Raw genomic sequence first — 26,712 nt, 5'->3', positions numbered from 1 at the left:
GCGAGAGGGTCGCGATCACCTCCTCAGGGTAATCGCTCGCCGCCCCGCCCGCCCCTTCGCGCTTGCACAGACTCGGCCCCTGCCCAGCCGGGCGACGGCTGTGGAGGGGCGTCCGGGAGGCGGGTCAGTCGAGCGGGGCGTGCCGGTCGGCGATCGTCCGAACGGCGCGCACCAGCTGGGGGTCCTCGCCGCGGGCGAGTCCCGCGTACTCGAGGAGGAGGCCGCCGTCGTCCTGGGCGGTCGCCTTCACCCACACGCGGCGCCGCGGGACGAACAGCGAGGTGAGGAGTCCGGCGAGCACGAGGATCGCGAAGAGCAGCACCCAGCCCTGGGTCGCGTCGTGGTGGATGTCGAACGAGGCGAAGCGCTTGACGCTGTCGGTGCCGATCCGCGTGGGGTCGGCGCCCGTGTTGTCGAAGGTCACGCTGCCGAGCCCGTTCGGGAGCTCGGCCGTGTCGCCGGGCTTGAGGGTGATCGGCGCGACGCCGGTGGTGCCGCCGGTGAGCCGGGTCAGCGAGTCGGTGTTGAGCACGTAGACGGACGTGGGCACTCCCCCGTCGAGGCCGAGGTCGCCCGCGAAGACGTTCAGCGAGAGCACGGGGTACTGCAGGTCGGGGAAGATCGAGGTCGACGCCCCGGAGGCCAGCGTGTCCTGCGTCGGGTAGAAGAAGCCGGTGAGGCCCAGCTGCTCGGAGAGCCCGTCCGGCACCTTCACGACGCCGACGGAGGTCAGATTCGCGTCCTGCGGGAGGAACGGCACCGAGTCGGTGAAGATCGCCCGGCCCGAGGGGTCGCGGACCGTGATCGTCGGGGCGTAGCCGTTGCCGAGGAGGTAGACGTTCGTGCCGCCGATCGCGAGCGGGTCGTTGACCTTGATCGTGCGGTCCTCGGTGCCCCCGCCGCGCTCGGAGGTCGTGACGTTCGCGGTGAAGTCGACGGGCTGGCCGAGCGCCGACTGGTTCTGCTCCTCGTACTTCACGTCGAGGCTGTCGAGGGTCAGCTGGTACGGGTCGAGCTGGCTGCTGTCGAAGAAGCGGCCGGGGTTGAAGGAGTCGTAGGCCGCGAGGTTGTTCGCGAACCCCTGGGAGCCCTCGACCAGCACGCGCTGCCCGCTGTAGCCGAATCCGCCGCCCATTCCGACGGCGACGAGGATGCCGACCAGGGCGGAGTGGAAGACCAGGTTGCCGGTCTCGCGGAGGTAGCCGCGCTCGGCCGAGACGCTCGACCAGCGGCCGCGCGGGTCGTCGTAGCGCTCGACGCGGTAGCCCGCCCGGCGCAGGACGGAGTGGGCGGAGGCGACGGCCTCCTCCTCCGTCGCGCCCTCGACCTCGCGGACGGTGTAGCCGGCGAGGCGCTGCAGGCGCGCGGGGGTGCGCGGCGGGCGCGACCGCATCGCCTGGAAGTGGTGGCGCGTGCGCGGGACGATGCAGCCGATCAGGGAGATGAACAGCAGCAGGTAGATGCTCGAGAACCAGGCGGAGGTGTAGGTGTCGAACGCCTGCACCCTGTCGAGCAGGGGCGCGAGGTCGGGGTTGTCGACGAAGTACTGGGTCACGCCGTTGGGGTCGGAGGAGCGCTGCGGCACGAGCGATCCGGGGACCGCCGCGATCGCCAGCAGCAGCAGGAGGAACAGCGCCGTGCGCATGCTGGTGAGCTGGCGCCACATCCAGCGGAGCCAGCCGGTGAACCCGAGCGCCGGCTGCGTGACGGTGCCGTCGGAGTCGTAGTGGTCGGCGGGGCGGAAGGAGGCGTCCGTCCTCCGCTGTGCGGCCTCGTCGGGGCGGCGCGTGCTCTCCTCGGGCTCAGATCGCCGGCTGGAAGCCATCGATCACCGCCGAGAGGGATCCGTAGACGAGGGTGTTCCAGATGCCCGTGACCATCAGGACTCCGATCAGGACGAGGGCGGCGCCGCCGAGGATGTTGACCACCCGGATGTGGCGCTTCACGAAGGCGAGCGTGCTGGTCACCCAGCTGAAGCCGAAGGCGACGAGGAGGAAGGGGATGCCGAGGCCGAGGCAGTAGACCAGGGCGAGGAGGGCGCCGCGCCAGGGCGAGCCCACGCCGTAGCTGAGGGCGAGGATCGAGCTCAGCGTCGGGCCGAGGCAGGGCGTCCAGCCGACGCCGAAGACGATGCCGAGCAGCGGCGCTCCGATCAGCCCGGTGGCGGGACGGATCCCGGGCCGGAGCGTGCGCTGGAGGAACGAGAACTGGCCGATGAAGACGAGCCCCATCGCGATCACGACGAGCCCGAGGACGCGGGTGATCAGGTCGGTGTACTGGCGCAGCCAGAAGCCGACCGTGCCCGCCGCCGCACCGTAGAGGACGAACACCAGCGAGAATCCGAGCACGAAGAGGAGGACGCCCAGCACGACCCGGCGGCGTCCGCGGGCCGCACGCTCGTCGGCGTCGGTGAATCCGCCGACGTAGGCGAGGTAGCCGGGCACCAGCGGGAGCACGCAGGGCGACGCGAAGGACACGAGCCCGGCCAGGAGCGCGATCGGCACGGCCAGCAGGAGCTGACCGCTGACGACGATGTCGCCCACGCCGCTACTGCCCCTCGGCGAGCGTGTCGCCCACGAGGGTCGAGAGGATCGACGCCTCCTGGAGCTGGCCGAGGATGCGCGACGCGACGCGCCCCTCCCTGTCGAGGACGAGCGTCGTGGGCACGGCGTTCGGCGGAACGGTGCCGGTGAAGGCGAGCTGCACCGACGAGTCGGTGTCGACGATGGAGGGGTAGCCGAGCCCGAAGGTCTCGGCGAAGGCGGCCGCGGTGGGGGCCTGGTCGCGTACGTTGACGCCGACGAACGACACGCCCTTGTCGGCGAACTCCGTGTTCACCGTCTCGAGGTCCGCGGCCTCGGCGCGGCACGGGGCGCAGCTGGCGTACCAGAAGTTGACGACGACGACCTGCCCGGCGAGGTCGGCGGAGTCGATGGTGGCGCCGGTCTCGTCGGTGCCGGAGAAGACGATGGGGTCGTCCCGGTCGGCGGCGGCGATCTCGGTGACGGTGCCGTCCCCCGAGATGTAGCCCTTGTTGCTGCCGTTGCGGTACTGGTCGGCGAGCGGATCCTCGGAGCAGCCCGTCAGCGCGAGCGCGGCGGCCAGCGCGAGGACGCCCGCGGCGCTGAGCCGCCCCGTCCGGCGCATCAGACCGCTCCCACGTCGGTGGCCAGGCCCTGCAGGCCGGCGGCCGGGTCGGAGTAGCCGACCTCGACGAAGCCGTCGCCGCGGCGCTCGAGGGTCGTGATGCTCGAGAGCGCGCAGCGGCGATTGCGCGGATCGTGGAAGAGGCGCTCGCCGGCGAGGGCGCGGTGGACCGTCCAGATGGGGAGCTGGTGGCTGACGATCGCGGCGTCGCCCTCCTCCGTGCTCTCCCACGCCGACTCGATCGCCGCGTACATCCGCGCCGAGATGGAGAGGTACGGCTCGCCCCAGCTGGGCTCGAAGGGGTTGCGGAGCCAGGGCCAGTGCTTGGGGTTCCGCAGGGCGGAGCTGCGCGCGGCAAGGGACTTCCCCTCGAAGCGGTTGCTCGGCTCGATCACCCGCTCATCGGTGCGGATCTCGAGCTCGAACGCCTGCGAGATCGGCTGCGCGGACTCCTGCGTGCGCTGGAGCGGCGAGGCGATCAGCGCGGTGACGTGGCGCTTGCGCTCGAGCAGGTCGTCCGCCGCGGAGCGCGCCATGCGATGGCCCAGGTCCGAGAGCCGGAAGTTCGGGAGTCGCCCGTAGAGGACCCGGTCGGGGTTGAACACCTCGCCGTGCCGCACGAGATGGATCTGATCGGCAACCACGAGCGTCAAGTGTACGGAACGCGGCGTGGGGGAACGCCGGGAAAAGGGTCGCCTGAGCCGGACCTGAGCGGAGCCTCAGCGCCGCGCCGAGACCGCCGCCGACAGCCGCCGCACGAGCGGTCCGGGCAGGTGCCGCACCACGGCCATCGGGACTCCGAAGCGCACCGACGGCACCGAGACGACGGAGCCGCGCGCGACGTCGCGGAGGAACTCCTCCACCACCGCGTCCGCATCGAGCCAGAGGAAGGAGGGGATGGAGGAGGTGTCCATCGCCGCCCGCTCGTGGAACTCGGTGCGCACCCAGCCCGGGCAGAGCGCGGCCGAGCGGACGCCGGTGCCGCGCAGCTCGACGGCCAGCGACTGCGCGAAGGCGGTCGCCCACGCCTTCACCGCGGAGTAGGGGCCGAGGTGCACGAAGCCCGCGACGCTCGACACCGTGAGGATCGCGCCGCGGCCGCGGGTGGCCATCGCCTCGGCCACCGCACCCGAGAGCACGGCGACCGAGCGCACCATCACCTCGAAGGCGTGGTCCTGAGCGGCGACGTCCGGCTCGGCGAAGGTCCCGTCGATCCCGAAGCCGGCGTTGTTGACGAGGACGCGGACGGGCCGGGCCGGATCGACGAGCCGCGCTCGCACCTGCTCGACCTGCTCGCGGTCGCCGAGGTCGGCGGGCAGGACCTCGACCGCCGCGGCGCCGAGGCCGCGCAGTCCGGCCGCCGCCTCCTGGAGGCGCTGCTCGCTGCGGGCGACGAGGACGAGTCTCCAGCCGCGGCGCGCGAACGCCCGGGCGAAGGCGAGGCCGATGCCGGAGGACGCGCCGGTGATCAGTGCGGTGCTCATGCTCCGACGCTACCCGTCGCCGCCCGGCGGCCCCCGAGTAGACTCCCCTACCGTGACCGACGAGACCCGCCTCCCCCGAACCACTGTCAAGAAGCTCGCCGCGCTCGAGGACGGACCCGTCCGCGTGTCCGGCTGGGTCGAGACCGTGCGCGACCAGAAGAAGGTGCAGTTCGTCGTCCTGCGCGACGAGTCGGGTGCCGTGCAGCTGGTGAACCCGGCCGTGCGCGAGGCCGTCGAGGGCGACGACGCGTCGGCTGCGCGCCTCGCTATTACCGAGGAGATCTCCGGCCTCGCCCAGGGCTCCTTCATCACCGTCACCGGCGCGCTCAAGCACGACGAGCGCGTGAAGCTCGGCGGCATCGAGGTCAAGCTCGAGACGCTCGAGGTCGTCGCCGCGTCGATCCCGGAGGCGCCGATCGCGCCCGACTCCGGCATCGACAAGCGCATGGACTGGCGCTTCCTCGACCTGCGCCGTCCCGAGCAGAACCTCATCGCCCGTGTGCAGACCACGTTCGAGCACGCGCTGCGCACGTACTGGATCGAGCACGACTTCATCGAGATCCACACCCCGAAGCTCATGGCGAGCGCCTCGGAGTCGCGGGCCGAGCTCTTCGAGGTCGAGTACTTCGAGACGAAGGCCTATCTGGCGCAGAGCCCCCAGTTCTTCAAGCAGATGGCGCAGCCCGCCGGCTTCGGCAAGGTCTTCGAGGTCGGCCCCGCCTTCCGCGCCGACCCCAGCTTCACCTCGCGTCACGCGACCGAGTTCACGAGCGTCGACGCCGAGGTCTCCTGGATCGACTCGCACGAGGACGTCATGGAGCTGCACGAGCAGCTGATGGTCGCCGGCCTCACCGCCGTCGTCGAGAAGCACGGCGCCGAGGTCAAGGCGCTCTTCGACATCGACCTGACCGTCCCGACCACGCCGTTCCCGCGCATCCCGCTCGCCGAGGCCAAGCGCATCGTCGCCGAGCGCGGCTACGAGGTGCCCCGCGCCGACGACGACATGGACCCCGAGGGCGAGCGCCGCATCGCGGCCTACGTGCAGGAGGAGTTCGGGCACGACTTCGTGTTCCTCACCGACTACGCGTCGAGCATCCGGCCGTTCTACCACATGCGCCGCGAGGGCGACGGGACGATCACCAACAGCTACGACCTCATCTACAACGGCGTCGAGATCTCGACCGGAGCGCAGCGCGAGCACCGCGTCGACGTCCTCGTCGAGCAGGCCCGCGAGAAGGGCCTGGACCCGGAGGAGCTCGAGTTCTACCTCGACTTCTTCCGCTACGGCGTCCCGCCGCACGGCGGCTTCGGCATGGGCCTCTCGCGCGTGATCATGCTGATGCTGAACCAGGCGAACCTCCGCGAGGTCACCTACCTGTTCCGCGGCCCGACCCGCCTGCTGCCCTAGGCGCGCACCACGGTCGAGGGAGCCCCGGACCATCGAGACCGCCGCGGACGGCGGGTCCCCTCGACGGGCCGGGGTTTCCTTGCGCCAGCGGCTAGGGAGCCGGCAGCACCACGAGGTCGAGGTAGTCGGCCAGGCACGCCACCATGTCCACCGCGTCGCGCTCGAGCAGCCACTGCAGCTGCACGCCGTCCCAGAGCGCGATGATCGACGCCGCCACCCGCTCCGGATCGGACCCCTCGCGCAGGCGCCCGGCGGCCTGGAGCTCGCGCAGCTCGGCCGTGTACTCGCTGCGGAGCCGGCGGAACCGCGCGGCGAAGAAGTCGCGCCCCGGGTGCTCCTGCGTCGTCGACTCGCCGCAGAGCACGGCGTACAGCTCGATCACTCCGGGCGCCGTCTCGTTGTAGCGGGTCTGCCGCAGGATGCCGGCGACCAGCCCCTCCTCCGGGTCCGGCGGCGAGGAACCGTCGCCCGTGATCAGGTCGCGGTGCTCGAGGACCGCGAAGAGCAGGTCGGTCTTCGACGGGAAGTAGTGCAGGAGGCTCGTCTGGCTGAGCCCGACGCGGTCGGCGACCTCCTGGAGGGAGCCGCGGGCGTAGCCCCGTGCGGCGAAGACCTGGTGGGCGGCCTCGATGATGGCGCGGCGGCGCTCGGCCGACTTCGCGTACGGGCCACGTCGCCTCGTCGCCTCCGCCATCGACCCCTCCTCCGCACTGGAGGCGCCTCGCCGTGCCCCTCGAACGGCCAGCGTAGCGGCGGCGGAGGAGCAGTGCCGCCAATTTCGAGTACCTACTCGAATTCGTGGTAGCGTCCCGATCATCGCCGGGTGAGACTCCCCGGCTCTCCACCACGACGAAGTGAGGGAAGATGCATCCGTTCACCCGGAGACAGCTCATCGCCGCCGGTCTCGGCACCGCGGCACTCGGGAGCCTGACGGCCTGCGCGACACCGGGCACCGTCTCGGTCAACACGGCGCCGACGATCGCCCCGGCCACCGGCCCGGTCCGCCTGCAGTACTGGGGCTGGCTGAAGGACCTGCAGAAGGTCTGCGACGTCTGGAACGCCTCGCACCCCGAGATCCAGGTCGAGGCCGTCTGGATCCCCGGCGGCAACGCGGGCGGGTACCAGAAGCTCTACTCGGCCCTCGCCGCGGGCGGCGGGCCGGACCTCGGCCAGGTCGAGATCCGCTCCGTCCCCGAGTTCATGCTCGTCAACGGCCTGGTCGACCTCACCCGGTACGGCGTCGAGCAGTACCGCGACCTGTACGACCCCACGCTCTGGGGCCAGGTCAGCTACACCGGCGGCGTCTACGGCATCCCTCAGGACAGCGGCCCGATGGCGCTCTTCTACCAGCCCGAGGTGTTCGGGAAGGTGGGTGCGGAGCCGCCGACGACCTGGGACGACTGGGCTGCGGTGGCGACGGAGCTGCGCGGAGCCGGCTCCTACATCGACTGCTTCCCGCTCGCCGACGCCTCGGTCTTCGCCGCGTTCGCGACGCAGGCCGGCGCGCAGTGGCTGCGCCCGGAGGAGGACGGCTGGGTCATCGACATGACCGACGACGCCACGACGCGCGTCGCCTCCTTCTTCGACACGGCCATCGACCAGGACCTGGTGCAGACCGGCTACGGCGCCTACTCCCCCGCGTGGTTCGCGGCCGCGGCGAAGGGCGGCATCGCCTCCTGCGCCACCGGCAGCTGGGGCGACGCCCTGATCGAGGGGGTCAGCGGAGGCGCGGGCAAGTGGCGCGCGGCTCCCATGCCCGTCTGGGGCGACACCGGCTTCGGCTCGAGCTTCCTCGGCGGATCGACCGCGGCGGTGTTCTCGAGCAGCAAGCACCCGGAGGAGGCGATCGAGTTCGCCGTCTGGATGACCACCACGCAGGAGGGCATCGACGCGATGATCGCCAACAGCGGCATCGGCTGGTCTCCCGCGGTCGGCGAGATCGGCACGGCCCGCAAGGGTCCGAGCGACTTCTTCAGCGGGCAGAACTACAACGAGGACGTCCTCGTGCCCGCATCGAAGGAGCAGAACCCGGACTGGTCCTGGTGGCCCGTCACGCAGCAGTCCTTCAACATCCTCAGCGACGGCTTCCGGAAGAAGGCGTCCGGGCTCTCGCTCGTGGACGCGGTCGCCGAGGCGGAGCAGCAGATCATCACGGTCTTCGAGAACAAGGGCCTGAGCATCAGGAGGGCCTCCGCATGACCACCACGACCTCCCCCGCCGCCGCCGCGGTCGCGGCCACCACGCGGACGCCGGGCGCGCCCCGGCGCAGCCGCGCGGTCGCCCGCGCCCCGTGGATCCTCCTCGGACCCTTCCTGGCCCTGTTCGTCCTCACGTTCATCGTCCCGATCGTCGTCGCCGTCGGCTCCAGCTTCACGAAGGTGACGCGCTCCGGCCTCTTCGGCGAGGCCGGGGTCACCAGCGGGTTCGCGGGCTTCGACAACTACGCGCAGGCCCTCGCCGACGGCAACTTCATCGCCTCCATCGGGCGGATGTTCCTCTTCGGCATCGTCCAGGTGCCGGTGATGATCGCCCTCTGCACCGTCCTCGCGCTGATGCTCGAGTCGGCGTCGGCGAAGTTCCCCGGCTTCTTCCGGGCGGCCTACTTCCTCCCCTACGGAGTGCCCGGAGTGATCGCGACGATCCTGTGGTCGTTCCTCTACGTGCCCGGCCTCAGCCCGCTCATCGACGCGGCGAACGTGGTCGGGCTCCAGCCCGACTTCCTCGGTGCGGACACGGTGCTCTGGTCGATCGCGAACATCTCGCTCTGGAGCTACACCGGCTACAACATGCTGATCATCGTCGCCCAGCTCAAGGCGATCCCGGTCGAGCTCTACGAGGCGGCGAAGGTCGACGGCGCCTCCACCTGGCGCGTCGCCCGCAGCATCCAGCTGCCGCTCATCCGCCCCGCGCTGGTGCTGACGACGATCTTCTCGATCATCGGAACGCTCCAGCTGTTCGCCGAGGCGCAGGTGCTGAAGACGGTCGCTCCGGCGATCGACAGCCAGTACACGCCGAACCTCAGCGCGTACACCACGGCCTTCGCCTACAACGACTACAACGTCGCCGCCGCCCAGGCCGTCCTGATCGCGCTGGTCGCGTTCCTGCTCTCCTTCACGTTCCTCTCGATCTCGAACAGGAGGTCGTCATGAGCCGCACCGAGACCCCGCCGACCACGACCACCGGAGTCGTCACCGCCGACCGCCCCGTGAAGGCCGGACGCGGGCCCGACCGCTCGGCCGGCCGCAACCGCGCCTCGACCATCATCGTCACCGCGATCCTCGTCGTCGTGGCGGTCTACTTCCTCATCCCCGTCTACTGGGTCGTCGTCGCGGCGACCAAGACGACCGAGGACCTCTTCGCCACCTACGGCTTCTGGTTCGCCCCGACGTTCGCGCTCTGGGACAACCTGACGCAGGTGCTGACCTACGGCGACGGCATCTTCGTCCGCTGGTTCCTCAACTCCGTCCTCTACGCCGGAGTGGGCGCCCTGCTCGCGACCTACCTCGCCGCGGCGGGCGGCTACGCGCTGGCCAAGTACGAGTTCCGCGGCAGCAGGCTCGTGTTCGGGACGATCCTCGCGGGCGTCCTGGTGCCGGGCACCGCGACCGCTCTGCCGCTGTTCCTGCTCTTCAGCCAGATGGGCATCGCGAACACCTACTGGAGCGTGCTGATCCCCTCGCTCGTCTCGCCGTTCGGGCTGTTCCTCTGCCGGATCTACGCTCAGGCGACGGTGGACACCGCGATCATCGAGGCGGCGCGCATCGACGGCGCCGGGGAGCTGCGGATCTTCCACACGCTCGGGCTGCGCATCCTGACTCCCGCGCTGGTCACCGTGTTCCTCTTCCAGCTGGTCGGGATCTGGAACAACTACTTCCTGCCCCTGGTGATGCTCTCGGACACGAACCTGTTCCCGATCACACTGGGACTGAACAACTGGCTCGGACAGGTCGACCGCCTGCCCGAGTTCTACGAGCTGACGACCGGCGGCGTCCTGCTGTCGATCATCCCGCTCGCCATCGCCATGATCGTGCTGCAGCGCTTCTGGCGCGGCGGCCTGACGGAAGGCTCCGTGAAGTGACGACTCCCCCGACGACCTCCCACTACCTGACGGACACCGGACCGGGCTCCGGCCGCCGCCGGGCCCCCCGCTCGTGGCTGCACACCGACGCCCCTGCGCTCCCGCTGGACGGGGAGTGGCGCTTCCGCCTGCTCCCCGCCGCTCCGGGGACCCCGGGCGGCGCCGGCGTGCTGCCGGAGGGCGAGGGCGTGGACGCCGTCGGGGACGAGTCGTTCGACGACTCCGGCTGGGATCTGATGCCGGTGCCCTCGCACTGGGTGCTGCAGGGCGACGGGCGCTACGGACTGCCGGCCTACACGAACGTGCAGTTCCCGTTCCCGACCGAGCCGCCGTTCGTTCCGGACGCGAACCCGACGGGCGACTACCGCCGCACCGTCGTGGTCCCGGAGGAGTGGGACTCCGCCAGGGCGGTCGTCCTGCGCTTCGACGGGGTCGAGTCCCGCTACCGCGTCTGGGTCAACGGCGTCGAGATCGGCATCGGGTCCGGCAGCCGGCTCGCGCAGGAGTTCGACGCCACCGGCGTCGTCCGCCCGGGCGAGAACCTCGTCGTGGTCCGCGTGCACCAGTGGTCGGCCTCGAGCTACGTGGAGGACCAGGACCAGTGGTGGCTGCCGGGGATCTTCCGCTCGGTGCACCTGCTCGCGCGCCCCGTCGGCGGGATCGAGGACGTGTGGCTGCGCTCCTCCTTCGCCGGCGGCGCGGGCCGCATCGAGGCGGAGGTGACCGCCGCGGCCGACGCGTTCCCGCTGACGCTGCGCGTGCCCGGGCTCGGGATCGAAACGGTCTGGGCCTCGGCGGAGGAGATCGCCGCGATCGAGGTGCCCGAGGTCGAGCCGTGGTCGGCGGAGGCTCCGCGCCTCTACGACGCGACGCTCGCCTCAGCCGGCGAGACGGTCTCGCTGCGGCTCGGCTTCCGCACGGTCGAGATCCGCGGCGACCGCTTCCTGGTCAACGGCGAGCGCGTCGTCTTCCACGGAGTCAACCGCCACGAGACGCACCCCGACCGCGGTCGAGCGTTCGACGAGGACTCCGCCCGCGAGGACCTCGCGATGATGAAGCGCTTCAACGTGAACGCCATCCGCACCAGCCACTACCCGCCGCATCCCCGTCTGCTCGACCTCGCCGACGAGCTCGGCTTCTGGGTGGTCCTCGAGTGCGATCTCGAGACCCACGGCTTCGAGCGGGTCGGCTGGGCGGGCAACCCCAGCGACGACCCCGCCTGGCGCGAGGCCTACCTCGACCGCATCGAGCGGACCGTCGAGCGCGACAAGAACCACCCCAGCATCGTGCTCTGGTCCCTCGGCAACGAGGCGGGCACCGGCGCGAATCTCGCCGCGATGTCCGCCTGGGTGCACGGCCGCGACCCGGAGCGCCCCGTCCACTACGAGGGCGACTACACCGGCGCCTACACCGACGTGTACTCGCGGATGTACTCCTCGATCCCCGAGACCGAGCGGATCGGCACCGACGGCTCGCTCACTCCGCTCCTCGGCTGCTCCCCCGGCGAGTCCGCTCGGCAGCGCTCCAAGCCCTTCCTGCTCTGCGAGTACGTGCACGCGATGGGCAACGGCCCGGGAGCGATCGACCAGTACGAGGACCTCGTCGACCGCTTCCCGCGGCTGCACGGCGGCTTCGTCTGGGAGTGGCGCGACCACGGCCTGCGGGCGCGCACGCCGGAGGGCGTCGAGTACTACGCGTACGGCGGCGACTTCGGCGAGGTGGTGCACGACGGCAACTTCGTGATGGACGGCATGGTGCTCTCCGACGGCACGCCCAGCCCGGGCCTGTTCGAGTGGAAGCAGATCGTCGCTCCGGTGCGCCTCACGGTCCGCGGCGACGGCGTCGTCATCGAGAACCGCCGGCACGACGCCTCCACCGCCGATCTGCGCTTCGCGTGGCGGGTCGAGCGGGACGGGCGCGTCACCGCGGAGGGAGTGCTCGACGCCCCGGTCATCGCGGCCGGCGACGCCGTGCACGTGGAGCTCCCCCCGCTCGAGGTGCGCCCCGGCGGCGAGACCTGGCTCACCGTCGACGCGGTCCTCGACGCCTCGACCGCCTGGGCGGAGGAGGGCCACGTGCTCTCCACCGGTCAGCACCTCCTCGCCGCGCCGTCGGCGGTGCCCGCGTGGACCCGCGCCGTCCGCGCCGCTCCGCCCCTCGAGGGCGGCGCGCTCGGAGTCGCGCGGTTCCGCGACGGCCGGCTCGCCTCCCTCGCCGGCCTGCCCGTCGACGGACCGCGCGCCGAGCTCTGGCGCGCCCCGACCGACAACGACGAGGGCGCGGGCTTCCCCGGCTACGTCACCGGCGACCCGTACGACGGCGACGGCCGCGGGATGCCGGCCCCCTCCTCCGCCGCCCGCTGGCGCGAGGCCGGACTCGACCGCCTGGTCGGCCGCGTGCAGGAGGTGGACACCTCCGCCGGGCTCCGCCGCGTGACCCGCTTCTCGGCCGCGGACCTCGATGCGGGACTCCTGATGGAGGAGCGCTGGAGCGTCGACGGGGAGAGCACGGTCCTCCGCGTCGACCTCGTGCCGACCCGGGGCTGGGACTCCTTCTGGCCGCGGCTGGGCATCCGGATCGACATGCCCGCGTCGATCGACGGCGCGGAGTGGTTCGGCACCGGCCCGCTCGAGTCCTACCCCGACAGCCTCCGGGCCGCGCGGGTGGGGCGCTTCACGGCGGAGATGGACCGGCTGACGACTCCGTACGCCCGCCCGCAGGAGAGCGGTCACCGCAGCAGCGTGCGCGAGCTGACGCTGACGGAGGCGGGCTCGCCCCGGCTCCGCATCGAAGCCGCGCGCGACCTGCACTGGCGCCTTCCCGGCTTCACCCTGGCGCGGCACACGCCGCAGGAGATCACGGCCGCCGCGCACCCGCACGAGCTGCCGGAGTCGGAGCGCGCGGTCCTCGTGATCGACGCCGCCCAGCACGGCCTGGGCTCCCGCGCGTGCGGTCCGGACGTGTGGCCCGACTTCCAGCTGCGGCCGGAGGCGCGGACGATCCTCCTCCGCTTCACCGCGGCCCGCTGAGCGCCGGGAGAGGACGAGGGAAGGCCCGCGGGATCGCGTCCCGCGGGCCTTCCCTCGTCCTCCGGACGCGTCAGTCGCTCTGCGTGCGCGGCAGCGGTCCGCCGATGAAGAGGTCCGTGTTCATGCGCCGGCGGCGCATCACGACCAGGACGGCCGCGCAGGCGACGAGCGACGCGGCGACCGCGCCGCCGCCGATCATCAGCGCGGTGGTCGGTGTGATGCCGGCCGGTCCCGCCGAGGCGGCCGTGCTGAGGAAGGCGGTGCGCGCGGCGCTGATCGCGGTGCCGCAGACCTGCTGCGCCTCCCACGGTGCGGCCGTGGTGTCGCTGTCACGGTAGGAGACGGTCACGGCTGCCGTGCGGTGCGACTCGCGACCGAAGGCGACGACGCAGTAGACGGAGGGGTCGGGGTCGGCGACGACCGCGTCGCCCAGCGCCAGCTCGGCCCAGCCGATGGAGTCGGACTGCACGGCGACGTCGCCGGCGGCCAGGTCGGCGCGGGCTCCGGAGGTCTCGAAGGCGCCCACGGCGACCTCCTCGTCGGCGTCGAAGCCCCAGACGGCGCCGCGGGGCGCCTCGGTGCTGCCGTCGCCGAGCTCGCGCGGCTCGAGCAGGAGGCCGTTGCCGGTGGAGGGCGCGAGCCGGAAGACGACCTTGGCGGCGGAGCCCTGGTCGCCCGTGAGGTCGACCGTGAAGGCGCCCGACTTGGTGATCAGCGCGGTCGGCACGGTCGCGGTGCCGCTCCCCGCCTCGAGGGTCAGCGGGGTCTTGGTGCCGTTCGGGTCGCGGAGGACCGCGGAGACGGCCTCGCCGCTGGCGAAGCCGGTGTACGAGAAGCCGACGCCGTAGAACCGGGCGAGCTCGACGGTGAGCGCCTCCGGCTGGACGGCGAGCTCGCGGGTGAGGAAGACGTCCGCGGTCGCGGCACCGGCCGCCGGCTTCGCGCCCTCGGTCGAGGTGCCGAGCTCGGTGCGTCCGGGGGCCGACGCCGCCGGAGTGACGGCGCCCGCACCGGAGGAGCCGGCGGTGCCGGACGTGGTGGTGCCGGAGGTGGTGCCGCCGCCGGAGGTGCCGCCGGACGTCCCTCCGCCGGTGGAGGTGCCGCCGCCAGAGGTGCCGCCGCCGGAGCCGGAGCCGCCGGAGGACGATCCGCCGCCGGTGGAGGGCTGGCCGCCGCCGGAGCCGCCCTGCTGGCCGCCGCCGCCGGTCGATCCGCCGCCAGTGGATCCGCCGCCGGTGGAGGGCTGGCTCGGCTGCTGGGGCGCGGGGTCGACCGGTGCCGGATCGACCGGCGCGGGGTCCACGGGGGCGGGGTCGACGGGCGCGGGCTGCTCGGGTTCTGCCGGCTCCTCGGGCACTCCGGGAACGGAGGGCTCCTCGGGGACGCCGGGAACGGGGTCGGAGCCGCCGTCGCCCGGCTGCTCGGGATCCTCCGGTACGCCGGGGATTGTCGTCGCGGCCGGCTGCTCGACCGTGGTCGAGACCGTCGAGGCGGAGGGTGCCGCGACGGCCGCTCCGGGGAGGGCCAGGCCGAGCACGAGCGCCGCGAGAGCGGCGGCGGGCAGGGCGAGTCGGCGGGATGACGGCATGGCGGTTCCTTCCTCCACGGGCGACGATCTGCGTCCGCGCACGGAGGAGCGCACTCCCCCCTCACGAGGGTAAGGGCGAGAGGCGAGCTATCGCGAGCCGTCCCGTCCCCCGTCAGAGGGACGTCGCGGTCGTGCTTCCGTCCGGACGGCCCGGTCGAAGCTCACCCGCGATCGAGGAGGGCCCGCCGGAGCCGCGCGGGATCGACCCGCCAGAAGGTGTGCACGCGCCCGTCGATCAGCACCACCGGGATCTCCTCGACGAAGCGCTCGTGCAGCTCGGGATCGTCGAGGATCGACACCTCCGAGACGGCGACCGACGCCTCGCCGCCCAGATCGGCGACTACCTGCTCGACCACGGTCCGCGCGTCGTCGCAGAGATGACAGCCCGGCTTGCCCACGAGTGTCAGCTCCACGTCCACCATGCGGTCAGTGTACGGCGACCCCGGCGACGGGCGCCGAGACGGCGAGCGCCGCCGGGATCATCTCCTGAACGCAGACGAGCGCCCGACCCCGGAAGGGCGGACGCTCGAGTGGGAAGAGGCGCGAGCCTACTTCTTGTTGCGACGCTGGTGGCGAGTCTTGCGAAGCAGCTTGCGGTGCTTCTTCTTCGCCATACGCTTGCGACGCTTCTTGATGACAGAACCCACGAAGACCTCACAACGTTCAGGGGGTCGACCGCCCGACGGGCGGCCGCTTACGAAAAACTGGCTCCCGCGAGCTTACACGACCCGGGGCTCCACCGTTTCCGGCTCCTCGGCGCCCCTCACTTGCGGATGCGCAGCGCCTCCGCGACCTTCGTCGCTCCCTCGCTGACGCCCCGCTGGATGTCCTGCACCACGGTGCTGACCTGGTGGGTGCGCTCGGCGAGCGCCCGACCCAGCGACTCCGCCCGGGCCGCGGTCGGAGCGTCGAGCAGGGCGCCGGCCGCCTCGTCCTCGGCGAGGAAGGGCAGCAGCCAGTCCTCGACCTCCGCCAGCGGCGCGTACTCGAGCGCGTAGAAGCGGTGCTGTCCGCTCTCGCGCACCGTGACGAGGCCGGTCTCGCGCAGCACCTTGAGGTGCTTGGAGACGGTCGGCTGGCTCAGCTCGAGGCGCGCCACGATCCGCGACACGCTCATGCCCTCGGCCGAGCCGTCCCGCCGCTGCTCGAGCAGCAGGGCGAGGATGTCCCGGCGGGTCCCGTCCGCGATCACCCCGAAGATGTCAGCCATGCGCCCAGGCTAGTCAGCGCCCCGGGGGCCCGGCACCGAGCGGGTAGCATGGCCGCGATCGAGTGGAGGATCCGCCGTGGTGGTTCGGCAGCAGTTCCGCAGCCCCGTGGGCGTCTCGCCCGTCTCCCCCTGGTCGGGGTTCGAGCGGGCCCGCGACCTCGTCGACGACTTCGCCGGACGCTCGCCGTCCCGCTTCGCGATCCTCATCTTCTCGGCGCTCGTGCTCGTGTTCACCCTGCTGTTCTCGCTGCCGGTGTCGAGCACCACGGGCACCGTCACTCCGCTGCACGACGCCTTCTTCACCGCGATGTCGGTGATCTGCGTGACCGGCCTCGCGACGGTCGACATGGCGACGCACTGGTCGGCGTTCGGCCACTCGATCATCTTCGTCGGCGTGAACATCGGCGCTCTGGGAGTGCTGACGCTCGCCTCGATCATGGGCCTGGCGATCTCGCGCCGCCTCGGGCTCCGGGCGAAGCTCATGGTCGCCAGCGACTCGAACCCGCTGCGGATCCACTCCGGCCCCGTCGCCGAGGGCCAGGCCGTGCGCCTGGGCGAGATCGGCGGACTGCTCGCCACCGTCGCGATCAGCGCCGCCGCGATCGAGATCATCGTCGCGCTCCTGCTGTTCCCGCGGATGCTGATCGACGGGATCCCGATCGGCGAGGCCGTCTGGCACTCCTTCTACTACTCCGCGATGGCGTTCACGAACACCGGCTTCGCCCCGAACGCCGCGGGCCTCACCCCGTTCGAGGACGACTACTGGTTCCTCGGCATCCTGATGCTCGGCGTCTTCCTCGGCTCGATCGGCTTCCCCGTCATCTACGCCTTCTCCCGCGGCTGGCGGCGCCCGCGCAAGTGGTCGGTGCACGTGAAGCTGACGCTGGTCACCTCCGTGATCCTGCTCGTCGCCGGGGCCGTCCTCTACATCGTGCTCGAGTTCGACAATCCGAGGACCTTCGGCAGCCTCGATGCGGGAGACACCGTCTTCCAGTCCTTCTTCCTCTCGACGATGACGCGGTCGGGCGGCTTCTCGACGATCTCGATCCCCGACCTCAACGGCTCGAGCCTGCTCGTGACCGACATGCTGATGTTCATCGGCGGAGGATCGGCCTCCACGGCCGGCGGGATCAAGGTCACGACCCTCGCGATCCTGTTCCTGGCCGCCTTCGCCGAGGCCCGAGGCAACAACGACATGGAGGCGTTCGGCCGCCGGATCCCGAACGACGTCCTCCGCCTGGCCGTCTCGGTCGTGCTGTGGGGCGCGACGACGGTCGCCGTGTCGAGCGTCCTGATCCTGCACATCACCAAGGCCTCGCTCGACCACGTGCTCTTCGACGTGATCTCGGCCTTCGCGACCTCCGGGCTCTCGACGGGGCTCACCGCGGAGCTGCCGCCGTCCGGGGTCTACATCCTGGCGCTGACGATGTTCATGGGCCGCGTTGGTACCGTGACTCTCGCCGCCGCGCTCGCCGCGAGCCAGCGGAGGCAGTTGTTCAGACGACCGGAAGAGAGGCCCATCGTTGGTTGACCGCATCAGGTACGACGCCCCGGTGCTGGTGATCGGCCTCGGGCGCTTCGGAGCCGCCACGGCCGGCCAGCTCGACCGCCTCGACCGCGAGGTCCTCGCCATCGACGCCGACGCCGGTCTCGTGCAGAAGTGGTCGGAGCGGGTCACCCACGCGGTGCAGGCCGACGCCCGCTCGCTCGACGCCCTCGCGCAGATCGGCGCGCAGGACTTCCAGGTCGCCGTCGTCGCGGTCGGCTCCTCCATCGAGGCGTCCGTGCTGATCACCGCGAACCTCGTCGACCTCAAGATCCCGCAGATCTGGGCGAAGGCGATCTCGCGCTCGCACGGCAAGATCCTCGAGCGGATCGGCGCGAACCACGTGATCTACCCCGAGGCGGAGGCGGGCGAGCGCGTCGCGCACCTGGTCTCGGGCCGCATGCTCGACTTCATCGAGTTCGACGACGACTTCGTGCTCGCGAAGATGTACCCGCCCAAGCCGATCCGGGGGCTGACGCTCACGGAGTCGGGCGTGCGCCGCAAGCACCGCGTGACCGTCGTCGGCGTCAAGAGCCCGGGCAAGCCCTTCACCTACGCGACCGAGCAGACCGTGGTCTCGAACCACGACCTCATCGTGGTCAGCGGCACCCCCAGTGACATCGAGCGCTTCGCGGCCCTCGGCTCCTGAGCGGCGCCCCCTCCCTCCTCCTCCTCCTCTGCGGGATGCCGCTCCGGTACGCCCGCTCCGGCGTGTCGCGTACCCGAGCGGCGTCTCGCGGAGAGGAGGGCGGAGTCAGGAGGCGGCGAGCTCGCGGGCGCGGGCCAGCGCGGCGTCGGTCGCCCGCGTGAAGAGGGCGGCGAGGTCGGCCTCCTGCAGGACTGCGACGGCCCGCTCGGTGGTGCCCTTCGGGCTCGTGACCCGCCGGCGCAACTCCGCGGGCTCCTCGCCGGAGTGGGCGAGCAGCTCGGCCGCGCCGCGGAACGTGCCGACCACCATCGTCGACGCCTGCTCCGGAGTGAAGCCCTTCGCGACAGCGGCCGCGATGAGCTCCTCGATCAGCAGGAACACGTAGGCGGGCCCCGAGCCGGAGATCGTCGAGAGCGCGTCGAGCTGCGACTCCGGCACCTCGACCACCTCGCCGACCGTCTCGAACAGGCGGCGCACGAGCGCCAGGTCCTCGTCGCCGGACCGCGTGCCCGCGCTGAGGCCGGTGACGGCGCGGCCCACGACCGCGGGAGTGTTCGGCATCGAGCGGAGCACGGCGACGGACGCGGGCAGGTGCCGCTCGAACGTGGCCGCGGTCACGCCGGCGGCGACGGAGACGACGACCGCGCCCGGGGCGAGCGCGTCGGCGATCTCGTCGAGCAGGTCCGGCACCATGTGCGGCTTGACGGCCACGAGCACGATCGCCGCGCCCTCGACCGCACGCCGGTTGGCCTCCGGGTCGTCCGCGGTGGCGAAGGCGGTGACCACCGGGTGGCCGTCCCACGCGGCGGCCTTCGCGGAGTCGCGGTTGGTCACCCGCACGCCCCCCTCGACGCGCACGCCGGGAGCCAGCAGGCCCTGGAGGATCGCGCCCCCCATCGAGCCGAGGCCGAGGACGGCGATGGACGGGAGCAGGACGGGCGCATCGGTCACGTCGCTCATCCTACGAAGAGCCCGCGGCAAGGGGGTCCGGGTGCGGTCCGGCGCCTCGTAGGATGGCCCGACCATCCAGCGGCGAGCCCGAGGAGACCACGTGAGCGCATCCGGAGGCGGCACCGCGATCATCGCGGCGCTCGCGGCCAACCTCGGCATCGCCCTGACGAAGTTCGTCGCCTGGTTCTTCTCCGGATCCGCCTCCATGCTCGCCGAGGGCGTGCACTCGCTCGCCGACTCCGGCAATCAGCTGCTCCTGCTGCTCGGCGGCCGCAAGTCGCGGAAGGCCGCCGACGAGGAGCACCCGTTCGGCTACGGGCGCGAGCGCTACGTCTACGCCTTCGTGGTGTCGATCATCCTGTTCTCCGTCGGCGGCGTCTTCTCCCTCTACGAGGGCATCGAGAAGATCGCCGAGCCGCACGAGCTCGAGAACGCCTGGCTGCCGATCCTGGTCCTCGTGATCTCGATCTGCCTCGAGGGCTACTCGCTGCGCACCGGAGTGAAGGAGTCGAACCGGGTCCGCGGCTCGCAGTCCTGGTTCCAGTTCATCCGCCGGGCGAAGGCGCAGGAGCTGCCGGTCGTGCTCCTCGAGGACGTCGCCGCGCTCACCGGCCTGACGTTCGCGCTGCTCGGAGTCGGGCTGACCGTGATCACCGGCGACTCGGTCTACGACGCGATCGGAACGATCATGATCGGCACCCTGCTGATCGTGGTGGCGATCGTGCTGGGCGTCGAGACGAAGAGCCTGCTGGTCGGCGAGGGGGCGACTCCCGCCGACGCCGCCTCGATCCGCGCCGCGCTCGAGGCCGGGCGCGACGTCGACCGCGTCATCCACATGCGCACCCTCTACCTCGGGCCGGACGAGATCCTCGTGGCCGCGAAGCTCGCCTTCCCGGCCGCCGAGACCCTCGAGCACGTGGCCGCCGGGATCGACGCCGCGGAGAAGCGGATCCGCGAGGCCGTTCCCGCCGCCACCACGATCTACCTCGAGCCCGACGTCGACCGTGGACGCGCAGGATCGGCGGCGACCCGTCCGGCCGTGACGGAGGCGGCCGCTGCCGCCGCTCCGCCCGCCGCCTCCCCGCCGGCCGCGCCGCACGGGAGCGCCTGAGATGCGCCGGGCCCTGGCGATCGTCAACGAGCGCGGTGCCGGGCTCGGCGCGCTCGAGCCGATGCTGACCGAGCGGGGGTTCGCCGTCGACGCCGTCGCAGGGACGGACCTCGACGCGATCGACATCCTCGCCCCCGACCTCGTCGTCACGCTGGGCTCCAGCGCCGGCGTCTACGAGACCTCGCGGCACCCCTTCATCAGCCCCGAGATCGCGCTCCTGCAGGACCGGATGCACCACCGCCGTCCCACGCTCGGCGTCTGCTTCGGAGCGCAGCTGATCGCGGCCGCCCTGGGCGAGTCCGTCCATCCGGGATCGGCCCGCGAGGTCGGCTTCCGCCCGGTCGTGCTCACGGAGGAGGGCGCCGGCTCCCCGCTCCGGCACCTCGCCGGCGTCGACGTGATGCAGTGGCACGGCGACACCTTCGCGCTGCCGAGCGGAGCGGCGCTGCTGGCGTCGTCGCCGGCGGGCGAGGTGCAGGCGTTCGCCGTGGAGGACTGGCTCCTCGGCGTGCAGTTCCACCCCGAGCTGACCGGCACGATGGCTGCGCAGTGGCTCGAGGGCGACGGGGAGTGGGCGGGAGCGGCGGGCTACGACGCCGCCGCGCTCGCCGAGGACGTCGCGGCGGAGCGCTTCGAGCGGATGCACGCGGCGACGCGGCTCGCGCTGAAGGAGTGGCTGGGCGCTCCGAGCTGAGGGGTTCGGCGGCGGTCGGCGTCAGCGGCGGTCGGCGAAGAAGTCGAGCAGGAGCCGCGAGCTCTCCGCGGCGCGGACCCCGGGGTACACCTCGACCACGTGGTTGTGCCGGCGGTCGCGGAGGAGATCGTGCACGGATCCGGAGGCGCCCGCCTTCTCGTCCCACGCGCCGAAGACGACGCGGTCGATACGCGCCGCCAGGATCGCTCCGGCGCAGAGCACGCACGGCTCGAGCGTGACCACCAGCGTGCAGCCCTCGAGATGCCAGTCGCCGCGGGCCTCGGCCGCCGCGCGGATCGCGACCACCTCGGCGTGCGCCGTCGGATCCCGCCGCAGCTCGCGCTCGTTGCGCCCGAGCCCGAGCACCGCACCCTCCGAGTCGAGGACCACCGCGCCCACGGGGACGTCGCCCCAGCCCGCGGCCCGCCGCGCCTCGTCGAGCGCCAGGCCCATCCACTCCTCGGAGCGGCGGGGGACGCGGAGATCGCTGTCGCGCATCGCTCCCCCTCCTGCGGCGGCCCGCTGCGGCCGGTGGGGCGCCGCTCCGGCCAGTAGATTGAGCTTATGCGCGTCCACGTAGCCGACCACCCGCTGATCACCCACAAGCTCACCGTGCTGCGTGACAAGCGCACCCCCTCCCCCACCTTCCGGCAGCTCGCCGAGGAGCTGATGACGCTCCTCGCCTACGAGGCCACCCGCGGCGTCCGCACCCGCACCGTCACCATCGAGACCCCCGTGACGCAGACCACCGGCCTCGCGCTCAGCGACCCGCAGCCGCTGGTCGTCCCGATCCTCCGGGCCGGCCTCGGGATGCTCGAGGGCATGGTCAAGCTCATCCCGACCGCCGAGGTCGGCTTCCTGGGCATGGCGCGCAACGAGGAGACGCTCGAGCCGACCACGTACGCGGAGCGCCTGCCCGACGACCTGTCGAACCGCCAGTGCTTCGTCCTCGACCCGATGCTCGCGACCGGCGGCTCGCTCGTCGCGGCCATCCAGTTCCTCTTCGACCGGGGAGCGGTCGACGTCACCGCCGTCTGCCTGCTCGCCGCCCCCGAGGGCCTGGCCGCCGTCGAGAAGGCCTTCGGCGACCGCGACGTGACCATCGTCCTCGGCTCCCTCGACGAGAAGCTCAACGAGCTCGGCTACATCGTCCCCGGCCTCGGCGACGCGGGCGACCGCCTCTACGGCCTCGCGGGCTGAGCCCGCCGGCCCCCGGACGAGCGGGCCTCGCGTCGCGCGCCGGAACACGGAGCCCCGCTGAGCCGTGCCGGTCGGCCGGCGCAGCGAGGGTCTCGACACCCCACCGCGACCGTCCGGCAAAGCCCGTCCTGCGGATCGAGCAGCCCGCGCAGCGGCCGCATCACGATCCCCCGTCACGGCGCGCGCCTCCTCCCGAGCACCGGAACCACCCCCGACGCGCCGTCCATCCCCACGGAAGTGTTGACGCCGTGCACCGGCCTCCGCTTTACTGACGGACATGACTGACACCCTGCACGCCCTGACCTCCCTCGAGGCCATCGGGAATGCCGGCATGATGATGGCCGGTGGCCCCGTCATGTGCTGTCGAATGTGTGCATGAGGAACTGACCTCGCCGGATCCCCGCACCGCCTCCGCCCGCTGATCGTCACGATCGGCTGAGCGTCCGAGGCGCGGACGATCCCCTGGATGCCCCGCATCCGTCTCTGCCGCCACCGCGCACCGCGGGCCGGCTCGATCGCGCACACCCGGATCCGCTCCCTCGGACACTCGTCCCGGATCCGACCAGCCAAGGACTCGTCATGACCCTCCTCCACACCCGCACCGTCACCGCCGCCACCTCCACCGAGGCGCCCCGCCTCCAGCCGGTCGCCGACGCCGCGCCCGCAGCACCCCGCCTCCGCGCCGTCCCCCAGGGCACCGAGGCCCGCGGCTTCGCCCTCTACGTCGGCATCGACGAGGCCAAAGCTCGCGCCGCCGGAGTCGACCTCGGCCGCCTGGTCGAGGAGCTCAAGCGCGTCACGGCGCAGCTCGCCCCCGACGCCGAGACCTACGCCTCCGTCGCCCTCGCCCCGCAGGGCGCCGGCGGCCGCGACGTGGACGTGGTCCGCCTCGCGCTGCAGGACCCGGCCGCCGTCGCCAAGCGCCGCTCCGACGCCGAGCCCGACCCCGACCGTGCACCTGGCGGCGTCGTCATCGACATCTCCCGCAAGCGCGTCGTCCTCGACGAGGAGACCACCCCCCTCACCTACAAGGAGTTCGAGCTCCTCCAGTACCTCGTGCTCCGCGAGGGCCGCACCATCGAGCGCGCCGAGCTCATCGCCTCGCTCTGGGGCGCCGCGGACGACGACGCGCCGAACGAGCGCACCATCGACGTCCACGTCCGCCGCCTCCGCGCCAAGCTCGGCCGCTACGAGGAGATCGTGCGCACCGTCCGCGGAGTCGGATACCGCTTCGACCGCCACGCCGACGTCGCCATCCGCTACGCGTCGACGCCGTCGCCGGATCTGTTCTGAATTGTAAGGAGAGCGCTTGCGCTCTCCTTACCGCGGTCGGCTTCACCAGTGGTCGCGATTCGGAGAGCGGGTCGCGACCGGCTAGCGGGAAACGCTGACACGCGTTTCCCGCGTTCGCCTCGAGGGCGGAACGTCCTCCCGACCTCCGGGGATGTGCGCGCACCGCCCCTCACATGGGGAGGGCTGCTCGACGGCCCGCTGCGTGGTCGAAGCCGTGGCGGGGCGGGTCGCGCCTCGCGGGGCAGGACAACGGGGCCGGGCCGCGTCGGCGGGGGACGAGGGCAGGAGGTGCTCGTCGTGTCCGTCAACGGTCAGGGATGGGCTGCGGTTCAGTGCGGACGTCGGAGGCAGCAGACGGGGCGTCCTGGGTCAGGAGAGAGTCGTGCGGAGCGCGAGCGGGCGCGGCGACGGGCGGGGCGGGGCGGCTCAGGGAGGATTCAGGAAAGAGAGGGTTGCGTCGTTACCGGGTCGTTATATAGTTCAAGTGCGTTGACCGTTTGCTGTGGCGGGAAGCGCGAGAAGTGATTGCAGGACACTCTTGGTGCAAGGGAATGAAGGCCGGCCGCTCGCCTCAGCGGCCGGCCTTCTGTCGTTCCCCCGGCCCCCTTCCTCCGACTCCCCTCCTCTCAGCACCCCGGCGTAGGCTGTACGGCGTCTGGATGTCAGGGAACCGCTTCCTGAGCGCCGAGAAGGAGGACCAGTGGGGTCGAGAGAGGCCGTCGCCGCCTGGGAGTCGCTCTTCCGCGCCCAGGTCCAGGTGATGCGCACCCTGAGCACCGAGTTCCCCTCGCGGGAGATCTCGATGAACGAGTACGACGTGCTCTTCAACCTCACCCGGCAGCCCGGTCGGCGCGCACGGCTGCGCGACCTGAACCGGCACGTCCTCCTGACGCAGCCCAGCGTCAGCAGGCTGATCGACCGGCTCGCCGCCCGCGGCTGCGTCGAGAAGAGCGAGGATCCGGCGGACGCCCGCGGCACGATCATCGCGATCACCGACGAGGGCTACGCGCTCTTCCGCCGCGTCGCGCTCACCCACATGAGGACCATCTCGGAGCAGGTCGGCGGCGTCCTCGACGAGGACGAGCTGAAGCAGCTGACCGCGCTCTGCGACAAGCTCCGCGACGGCATCGCCTCCGCCTGATCCGTCCCCGCTAGCACGGGCCGCAGCGACCGGCCAGGTCTTCGCCGCGGCGCGGGACTCGCGGATCATGGTGGTCACCATGAGTGACACCTCCCCCACCCTCGTCTGGCTCCGCGACGACCTGCGCCTGGCCGACAACCCCGCTCTGCGCGCCGCGATCGACCGTGGCGGCCCCGTCGCGGTCTGCTACGTGCTCGACGAGGAGTCGGCGGGCATCCGTCCGCTCGGGGGCGCCTCCCGCTGGTGGCTGCACGGCAGCCTCGCAGCCCTCGCCGCCGACCTGCGCGAGCACGGCGCCCCGCTGATCCTGCGCCGCGGGCCGGCCGAGGCCGTCGTCCTCCAGCTCGCCGAGGAGATCGGCGCCGGAGCCGTGCACTGGAACCGCCGCTACGGGAGGGCCGAGCGCACCGTCGACGCGGCGGTGAAGGAATCGCTCCGCAACGGCGGTCTCGAGGCCGAGAGCCACCAGGGCTCGCTGATGTTCGAGCCGTGGACCGTGCAGACCGGCGCCGGCGGCCCCTACTCCGTCTACACGCCCTTCGCCCGCGCCTGCCGCGCCAAGCCGACGCCGCGCGCGCCGCTCCCCCGCCCCCGCTCGCTCGACGGCGTCACGGGAGACATCGCCTCCGACGCCCTCGACGACTGGGAGCTGCTGCCCACGCGTCCCGACTGGGCGGGAGGGCTGCGCGAGCGCTGGGTCCCCGGCGAGAAGGCGGCGGCCGACCGGCTGCGCGCGTTCCTCGCGGAGCAGCTCGACGACTACGCCGACGGCCGCGACCGGCCGGCGGAGGACGCCACCTCGAACCTCTCCCCGCACCTGAGGTGGGGCGAGATCAGCCCCTTCCAGGTGTGGCACGCCCTGGAGGAGGCGCACGCGAAGGGCCTGCACCGCGGCGACGGCAGCGACCGGTTCCTCTCCGAGGTGCTCTGGCGCGAGTTCTGCTACCACCTGCTGTTCCACTGGCCGGATCTGGCGACCGCGAACTTCGACACCCGGTTCGACTCCTTCCCGTGGGGACGCCCCGGCCAGGAGGCGATCGACGCCTGGCACCAGGGGCGCACCGGCTACCCCCTGGTGGACGCCGGCATGCGCGAGCTCTGGAGCACCGGCTACATGCACAACCGGGTCCGGATGGTGACCGCGTCGTTCCTGATCAAGAACCTGCTGGTCGACTGGCGGGTGGGCGAGGAGTGGTTCTGGGACACCCTGGTCGACGCGGACCAGGCGAGCAACGCCGCGAACTGGCAGTGGGTCGCGGGCTCGGGAGCCGATGCGTCGCCGTTCTTCCGGGTCTTCAACCCGGTCACGCAGTCGAGGAAGTTCGACCCGGCCGGCGAGTACATCCGCCACAACGTGCCGGAGCTGGACGGAGTCGAGGGCGCCGCCGTGCACGAGCCGTGGACGCTCGAGGACACGCTGACCGGAGGCGCGGACGGCTACCCGGCGCCCCTCGTCGACCTCAAGGAGACGCGGGCGCACGCACTCGACGCCTTCGCGCAGATCAAGAGCGCCCCGCGCGACATCTCGCCGAGGGGCGACGACTGAGCGTCGCCGGCTAGACGCGTCCCGCCGGGCCGGTGGAGCGGCCGGACCCGGCGAGCGGGTCCTCCTCCCCGCCCTGATCGCGCAGATCGCGGGCCGGGATGCCGACGAGCACCGCCCCGTCGGGCGCATCCTTCACCACGACGGCGTTCGCGCCCACGCTGACGTCGGATCCGAGCACGAGCGGGCCCAGGACGACCGCGCCGGCGCCGACGACCACCCGGTCGCCGAGCGTGGGGTGCCGACGCTCGCGCCGGGCCGACCTCCCGCCCAGCGTGACGGAGTGGTAGAGCATGCAGTCATCGCCGATCCGCGCGGTCTCGCCGATGACGACGCCCATGCCGTGGTCGATGAACAGGCGCCGGCCGATGGTCGCACCGGGGTGGATCTCCACTCCGGTCGCCGCGCGCGCCGCCTGGCTGAGCAGCCGGGCGGGCAGGCGGAGGCCCCGCCGCCACCAGGCGTGCGCGACGCGGTGCACCCAGACCGCGTGCACTCCCGGGTAGGAGAGGACGACCTCCACCGCGCTCCGGGCGGCGGGGTCGCGCTCCCGGGCGGTGCGGACGTCCTCGCGGAGCAGGGCGAGGAGCCCGGGACGCTCCGGTCCGGACGGGACGCGGCGCTCCGGCCGACCGTCGCG

Annotated in this window: 26 protein-coding genes; 13 read left to right on the top strand and 13 right to left on the bottom strand. The window is 72.2% G+C overall.

Features of this window, described 5'->3' with window-relative positions:
* Positions 1–124 precede the first annotated feature (124 nt).
* The 5 genes from C5B92_RS04090 to C5B92_RS04070 form a co-directional block, all read right to left on the bottom strand.
* Positions 125–1,825 carry a cytochrome c biogenesis protein ResB gene (locus C5B92_RS04090; RefSeq protein ID WP_104254852.1) on the bottom strand — a complete coding sequence of 567 codons (1,701 nt, stop codon included), beginning with the start codon at positions 1,823–1,825 and terminating at the stop codon, positions 125–127.
* Positions 1,803–2,543 (bottom strand): cytochrome c biogenesis CcdA family protein, encoded by a 741-nt coding sequence (locus C5B92_RS04085; RefSeq protein ID WP_244230512.1) that lies wholly within the window; start codon positions 2,541–2,543, stop codon positions 1,803–1,805. The genes C5B92_RS04090 and C5B92_RS04085 overlap by 23 nt, the downstream gene beginning before the upstream one ends.
* Positions 2,544–2,547: 4 nt before the next feature.
* Positions 2,548–3,147 carry a TlpA disulfide reductase family protein gene (locus tag C5B92_RS04080; RefSeq protein WP_104254853.1) on the bottom strand — a complete coding sequence of 200 codons (600 nt, stop codon included), beginning with the start codon at positions 3,145–3,147 and terminating at the stop codon, positions 2,548–2,550.
* Positions 3,147–3,791: a histidine phosphatase family protein gene (locus tag C5B92_RS04075; RefSeq protein ID WP_104254854.1), complete on the bottom strand. Its 645-nt coding sequence runs from the start codon at positions 3,789–3,791 to the stop codon at positions 3,147–3,149. The genes C5B92_RS04080 and C5B92_RS04075 overlap by 1 nt, the downstream gene beginning before the upstream one ends.
* A 75-nt stretch (positions 3,792–3,866) precedes the next feature.
* Complete coding sequence (locus tag C5B92_RS04070; RefSeq protein ID WP_104254855.1) at positions 3,867–4,631, bottom strand: SDR family oxidoreductase; 765 nt, start codon at positions 4,629–4,631, stop codon at positions 3,867–3,869.
* 52 nt (positions 4,632–4,683) lie between these two features.
* On the opposite strand from C5B92_RS04070, the gene aspS reads away from it, so the two are divergent.
* Complete coding sequence (gene aspS / locus C5B92_RS04065) at positions 4,684–6,039, top strand: aspartate--tRNA(Asn) ligase (RefSeq protein ID WP_244229585.1); 1,356 nt, start codon at positions 4,684–4,686, stop codon at positions 6,037–6,039.
* A gap of 91 nt (positions 6,040–6,130) precedes the next feature.
* Here aspS and C5B92_RS04060 read toward each other — a convergent pair whose 3' ends face one another.
* Complete coding sequence (locus C5B92_RS04060; RefSeq protein WP_244230513.1) at positions 6,131–6,733, bottom strand: TetR/AcrR family transcriptional regulator; 603 nt, start codon at positions 6,731–6,733, stop codon at positions 6,131–6,133.
* A 170-nt stretch (positions 6,734–6,903) separates the two neighbouring features.
* On the opposite strand from C5B92_RS04060, the gene C5B92_RS04055 reads away from it, so the two are divergent.
* Genes C5B92_RS04055 through C5B92_RS04040 form a run of 4 tightly spaced genes read left to right on the top strand, consistent with a single transcriptional unit; the run spans position 6,904 to position 13,146 of the window.
* Entirely contained in the window at positions 6,904–8,238 is a 1,335-nt protein-coding gene (locus tag C5B92_RS04055) for an ABC transporter substrate-binding protein (protein ID WP_104224859.1), read from the top strand.
* On the top strand, positions 8,235–9,188 hold the full coding sequence (locus tag C5B92_RS04050; protein WP_104225918.1) for a carbohydrate ABC transporter permease: 954 nt from the start codon (positions 8,235–8,237) through the stop codon (positions 9,186–9,188). Before C5B92_RS04055 ends, C5B92_RS04050 begins: the two co-directional genes overlap by 4 nt.
* Positions 9,185–10,117 carry a carbohydrate ABC transporter permease gene (locus C5B92_RS04045; protein WP_104225919.1) on the top strand — a complete coding sequence of 311 codons (933 nt, stop codon included), beginning with the start codon at positions 9,185–9,187 and terminating at the stop codon, positions 10,115–10,117. Before C5B92_RS04050 ends, C5B92_RS04045 begins: the two co-directional genes overlap by 4 nt.
* Positions 10,114–13,146 (top strand): glycoside hydrolase family 2 TIM barrel-domain containing protein, encoded by a 3,033-nt coding sequence (locus C5B92_RS04040; protein WP_219814226.1) that lies wholly within the window; start codon positions 10,114–10,116, stop codon positions 13,144–13,146. The genes C5B92_RS04045 and C5B92_RS04040 overlap by 4 nt, the downstream gene beginning before the upstream one ends.
* 70 nt (positions 13,147–13,216) lie before the next feature.
* Here C5B92_RS04040 and C5B92_RS04035 read toward each other — a convergent pair whose 3' ends face one another.
* The 4 genes from C5B92_RS04035 to C5B92_RS04020 all read right to left on the bottom strand — a co-directional run bounded on the left by C5B92_RS04035 (position 13,217) and on the right by C5B92_RS04020 (position 15,944).
* Complete coding sequence (locus tag C5B92_RS04035) at positions 13,217–14,734, bottom strand: hypothetical protein (protein WP_104254856.1); 1,518 nt, start codon at positions 14,732–14,734, stop codon at positions 13,217–13,219.
* 161 nt (positions 14,735–14,895) lie between these two features.
* A complete protein-coding gene (locus tag C5B92_RS04030) occupies positions 14,896–15,156 on the bottom strand; it encodes a glutaredoxin family protein (RefSeq protein ID WP_104224855.1) in 261 nt (86 codons plus the stop codon).
* A gap of 126 nt (positions 15,157–15,282) precedes the next feature.
* Entirely contained in the window at positions 15,283–15,381 is a 99-nt protein-coding gene (locus C5B92_RS04025) for a 30S ribosomal protein bS22 (protein ID WP_003792170.1), read from the bottom strand.
* Positions 15,382–15,497: 116 nt separating this feature from the next.
* The gene (locus C5B92_RS04020; RefSeq protein WP_104224854.1) at positions 15,498–15,944 is read right to left on the bottom strand and encodes a helix-turn-helix transcriptional regulator; all 447 of its coding nucleotides are present in this window, start codon (positions 15,942–15,944) and stop codon (positions 15,498–15,500) included.
* A gap of 106 nt (positions 15,945–16,050) precedes the next feature.
* Between C5B92_RS04020 and C5B92_RS04015 the strand changes: the two genes are divergently transcribed.
* The gene (locus C5B92_RS04015; RefSeq protein WP_104254895.1) at positions 16,051–17,475 is read left to right on the top strand and encodes a TrkH family potassium uptake protein; all 1,425 of its coding nucleotides are present in this window, start codon (positions 16,051–16,053) and stop codon (positions 17,473–17,475) included.
* Positions 17,468–18,139, top strand: coding sequence for a TrkA family potassium uptake protein (locus C5B92_RS04010; RefSeq protein ID WP_068255410.1), 672 nt, complete (start codon positions 17,468–17,470; stop codon positions 18,137–18,139). Before C5B92_RS04015 ends, C5B92_RS04010 begins: the two co-directional genes overlap by 8 nt.
* Before the next feature lie 105 nt (positions 18,140–18,244).
* Here the strand turns inward: C5B92_RS04010 and proC are convergent, their stop codons facing one another.
* Positions 18,245–19,099: a pyrroline-5-carboxylate reductase gene (gene proC / locus C5B92_RS04005; protein WP_104254857.1), complete on the bottom strand. Its 855-nt coding sequence runs from the start codon at positions 19,097–19,099 to the stop codon at positions 18,245–18,247.
* A 91-nt stretch (positions 19,100–19,190) separates the two neighbouring features.
* Between proC and C5B92_RS04000 the strand changes: the two genes are divergently transcribed.
* Together C5B92_RS04000 and C5B92_RS03995 are read left to right on the top strand one after the other, a co-directional pair.
* Positions 19,191–20,201, top strand: coding sequence for a cation diffusion facilitator family transporter (locus C5B92_RS04000; RefSeq protein WP_104350092.1), 1,011 nt, complete (start codon positions 19,191–19,193; stop codon positions 20,199–20,201).
* A 1-nt stretch (position 20,202) separates the two neighbouring features.
* Positions 20,203–20,895, top strand: coding sequence for a gamma-glutamyl-gamma-aminobutyrate hydrolase family protein (locus C5B92_RS03995; RefSeq protein ID WP_104254859.1), 693 nt, complete (start codon positions 20,203–20,205; stop codon positions 20,893–20,895).
* Positions 20,896–20,916: 21 nt separating this feature from the next.
* Here the strand turns inward: C5B92_RS03995 and C5B92_RS03990 are convergent, their stop codons facing one another.
* Positions 20,917–21,393, bottom strand: a complete 477-nt coding sequence (locus tag C5B92_RS03990; RefSeq protein WP_104254860.1) for a nucleoside deaminase — start codon at positions 21,391–21,393, stop codon at positions 20,917–20,919.
* Between the two features lie 66 nt (positions 21,394–21,459).
* Between C5B92_RS03990 and upp the strand changes: the two genes are divergently transcribed.
* The 4 genes from upp (at position 21,460) to C5B92_RS03970 (ending at position 26,075) form a co-directional block, all read left to right on the top strand.
* Positions 21,460–22,095, top strand: a complete 636-nt coding sequence (gene upp, locus C5B92_RS03985) for a uracil phosphoribosyltransferase (protein WP_104224850.1) — start codon at positions 21,460–21,462, stop codon at positions 22,093–22,095.
* Between the two features lie 579 nt (positions 22,096–22,674).
* Entirely contained in the window at positions 22,675–23,388 is a 714-nt protein-coding gene (locus C5B92_RS03980; protein ID WP_104254861.1) for a winged helix-turn-helix domain-containing protein, read from the top strand.
* Between the two features lie 760 nt (positions 23,389–24,148).
* Positions 24,149–24,529, top strand: a complete 381-nt coding sequence (locus C5B92_RS03975) for a MarR family winged helix-turn-helix transcriptional regulator (protein ID WP_104226067.1) — start codon at positions 24,149–24,151, stop codon at positions 24,527–24,529.
* Between the two features lie 79 nt (positions 24,530–24,608).
* The gene (locus C5B92_RS03970) at positions 24,609–26,075 is read left to right on the top strand and encodes a deoxyribodipyrimidine photo-lyase (protein WP_104254896.1); all 1,467 of its coding nucleotides are present in this window, start codon (positions 24,609–24,611) and stop codon (positions 26,073–26,075) included.
* 10 nt (positions 26,076–26,085) lie between these two features.
* Here the strand turns inward: C5B92_RS03970 and epsC are convergent, their stop codons facing one another.
* Positions 26,086–26,652 carry a serine O-acetyltransferase EpsC gene (gene epsC, locus C5B92_RS03965; RefSeq protein ID WP_104224204.1) on the bottom strand — a complete coding sequence of 189 codons (567 nt, stop codon included), beginning with the start codon at positions 26,650–26,652 and terminating at the stop codon, positions 26,086–26,088.
* Positions 26,653–26,712 lie beyond the last annotated feature (60 nt).

Source organism: Rathayibacter sp. AY1A4, assembly GCF_002930955.1.
Taxonomy (GTDB): domain Bacteria; phylum Actinomycetota; class Actinomycetes; order Actinomycetales; family Microbacteriaceae; genus Rathayibacter.
This window is presented reverse-complemented; position numbering and strand designations above follow the sequence as displayed.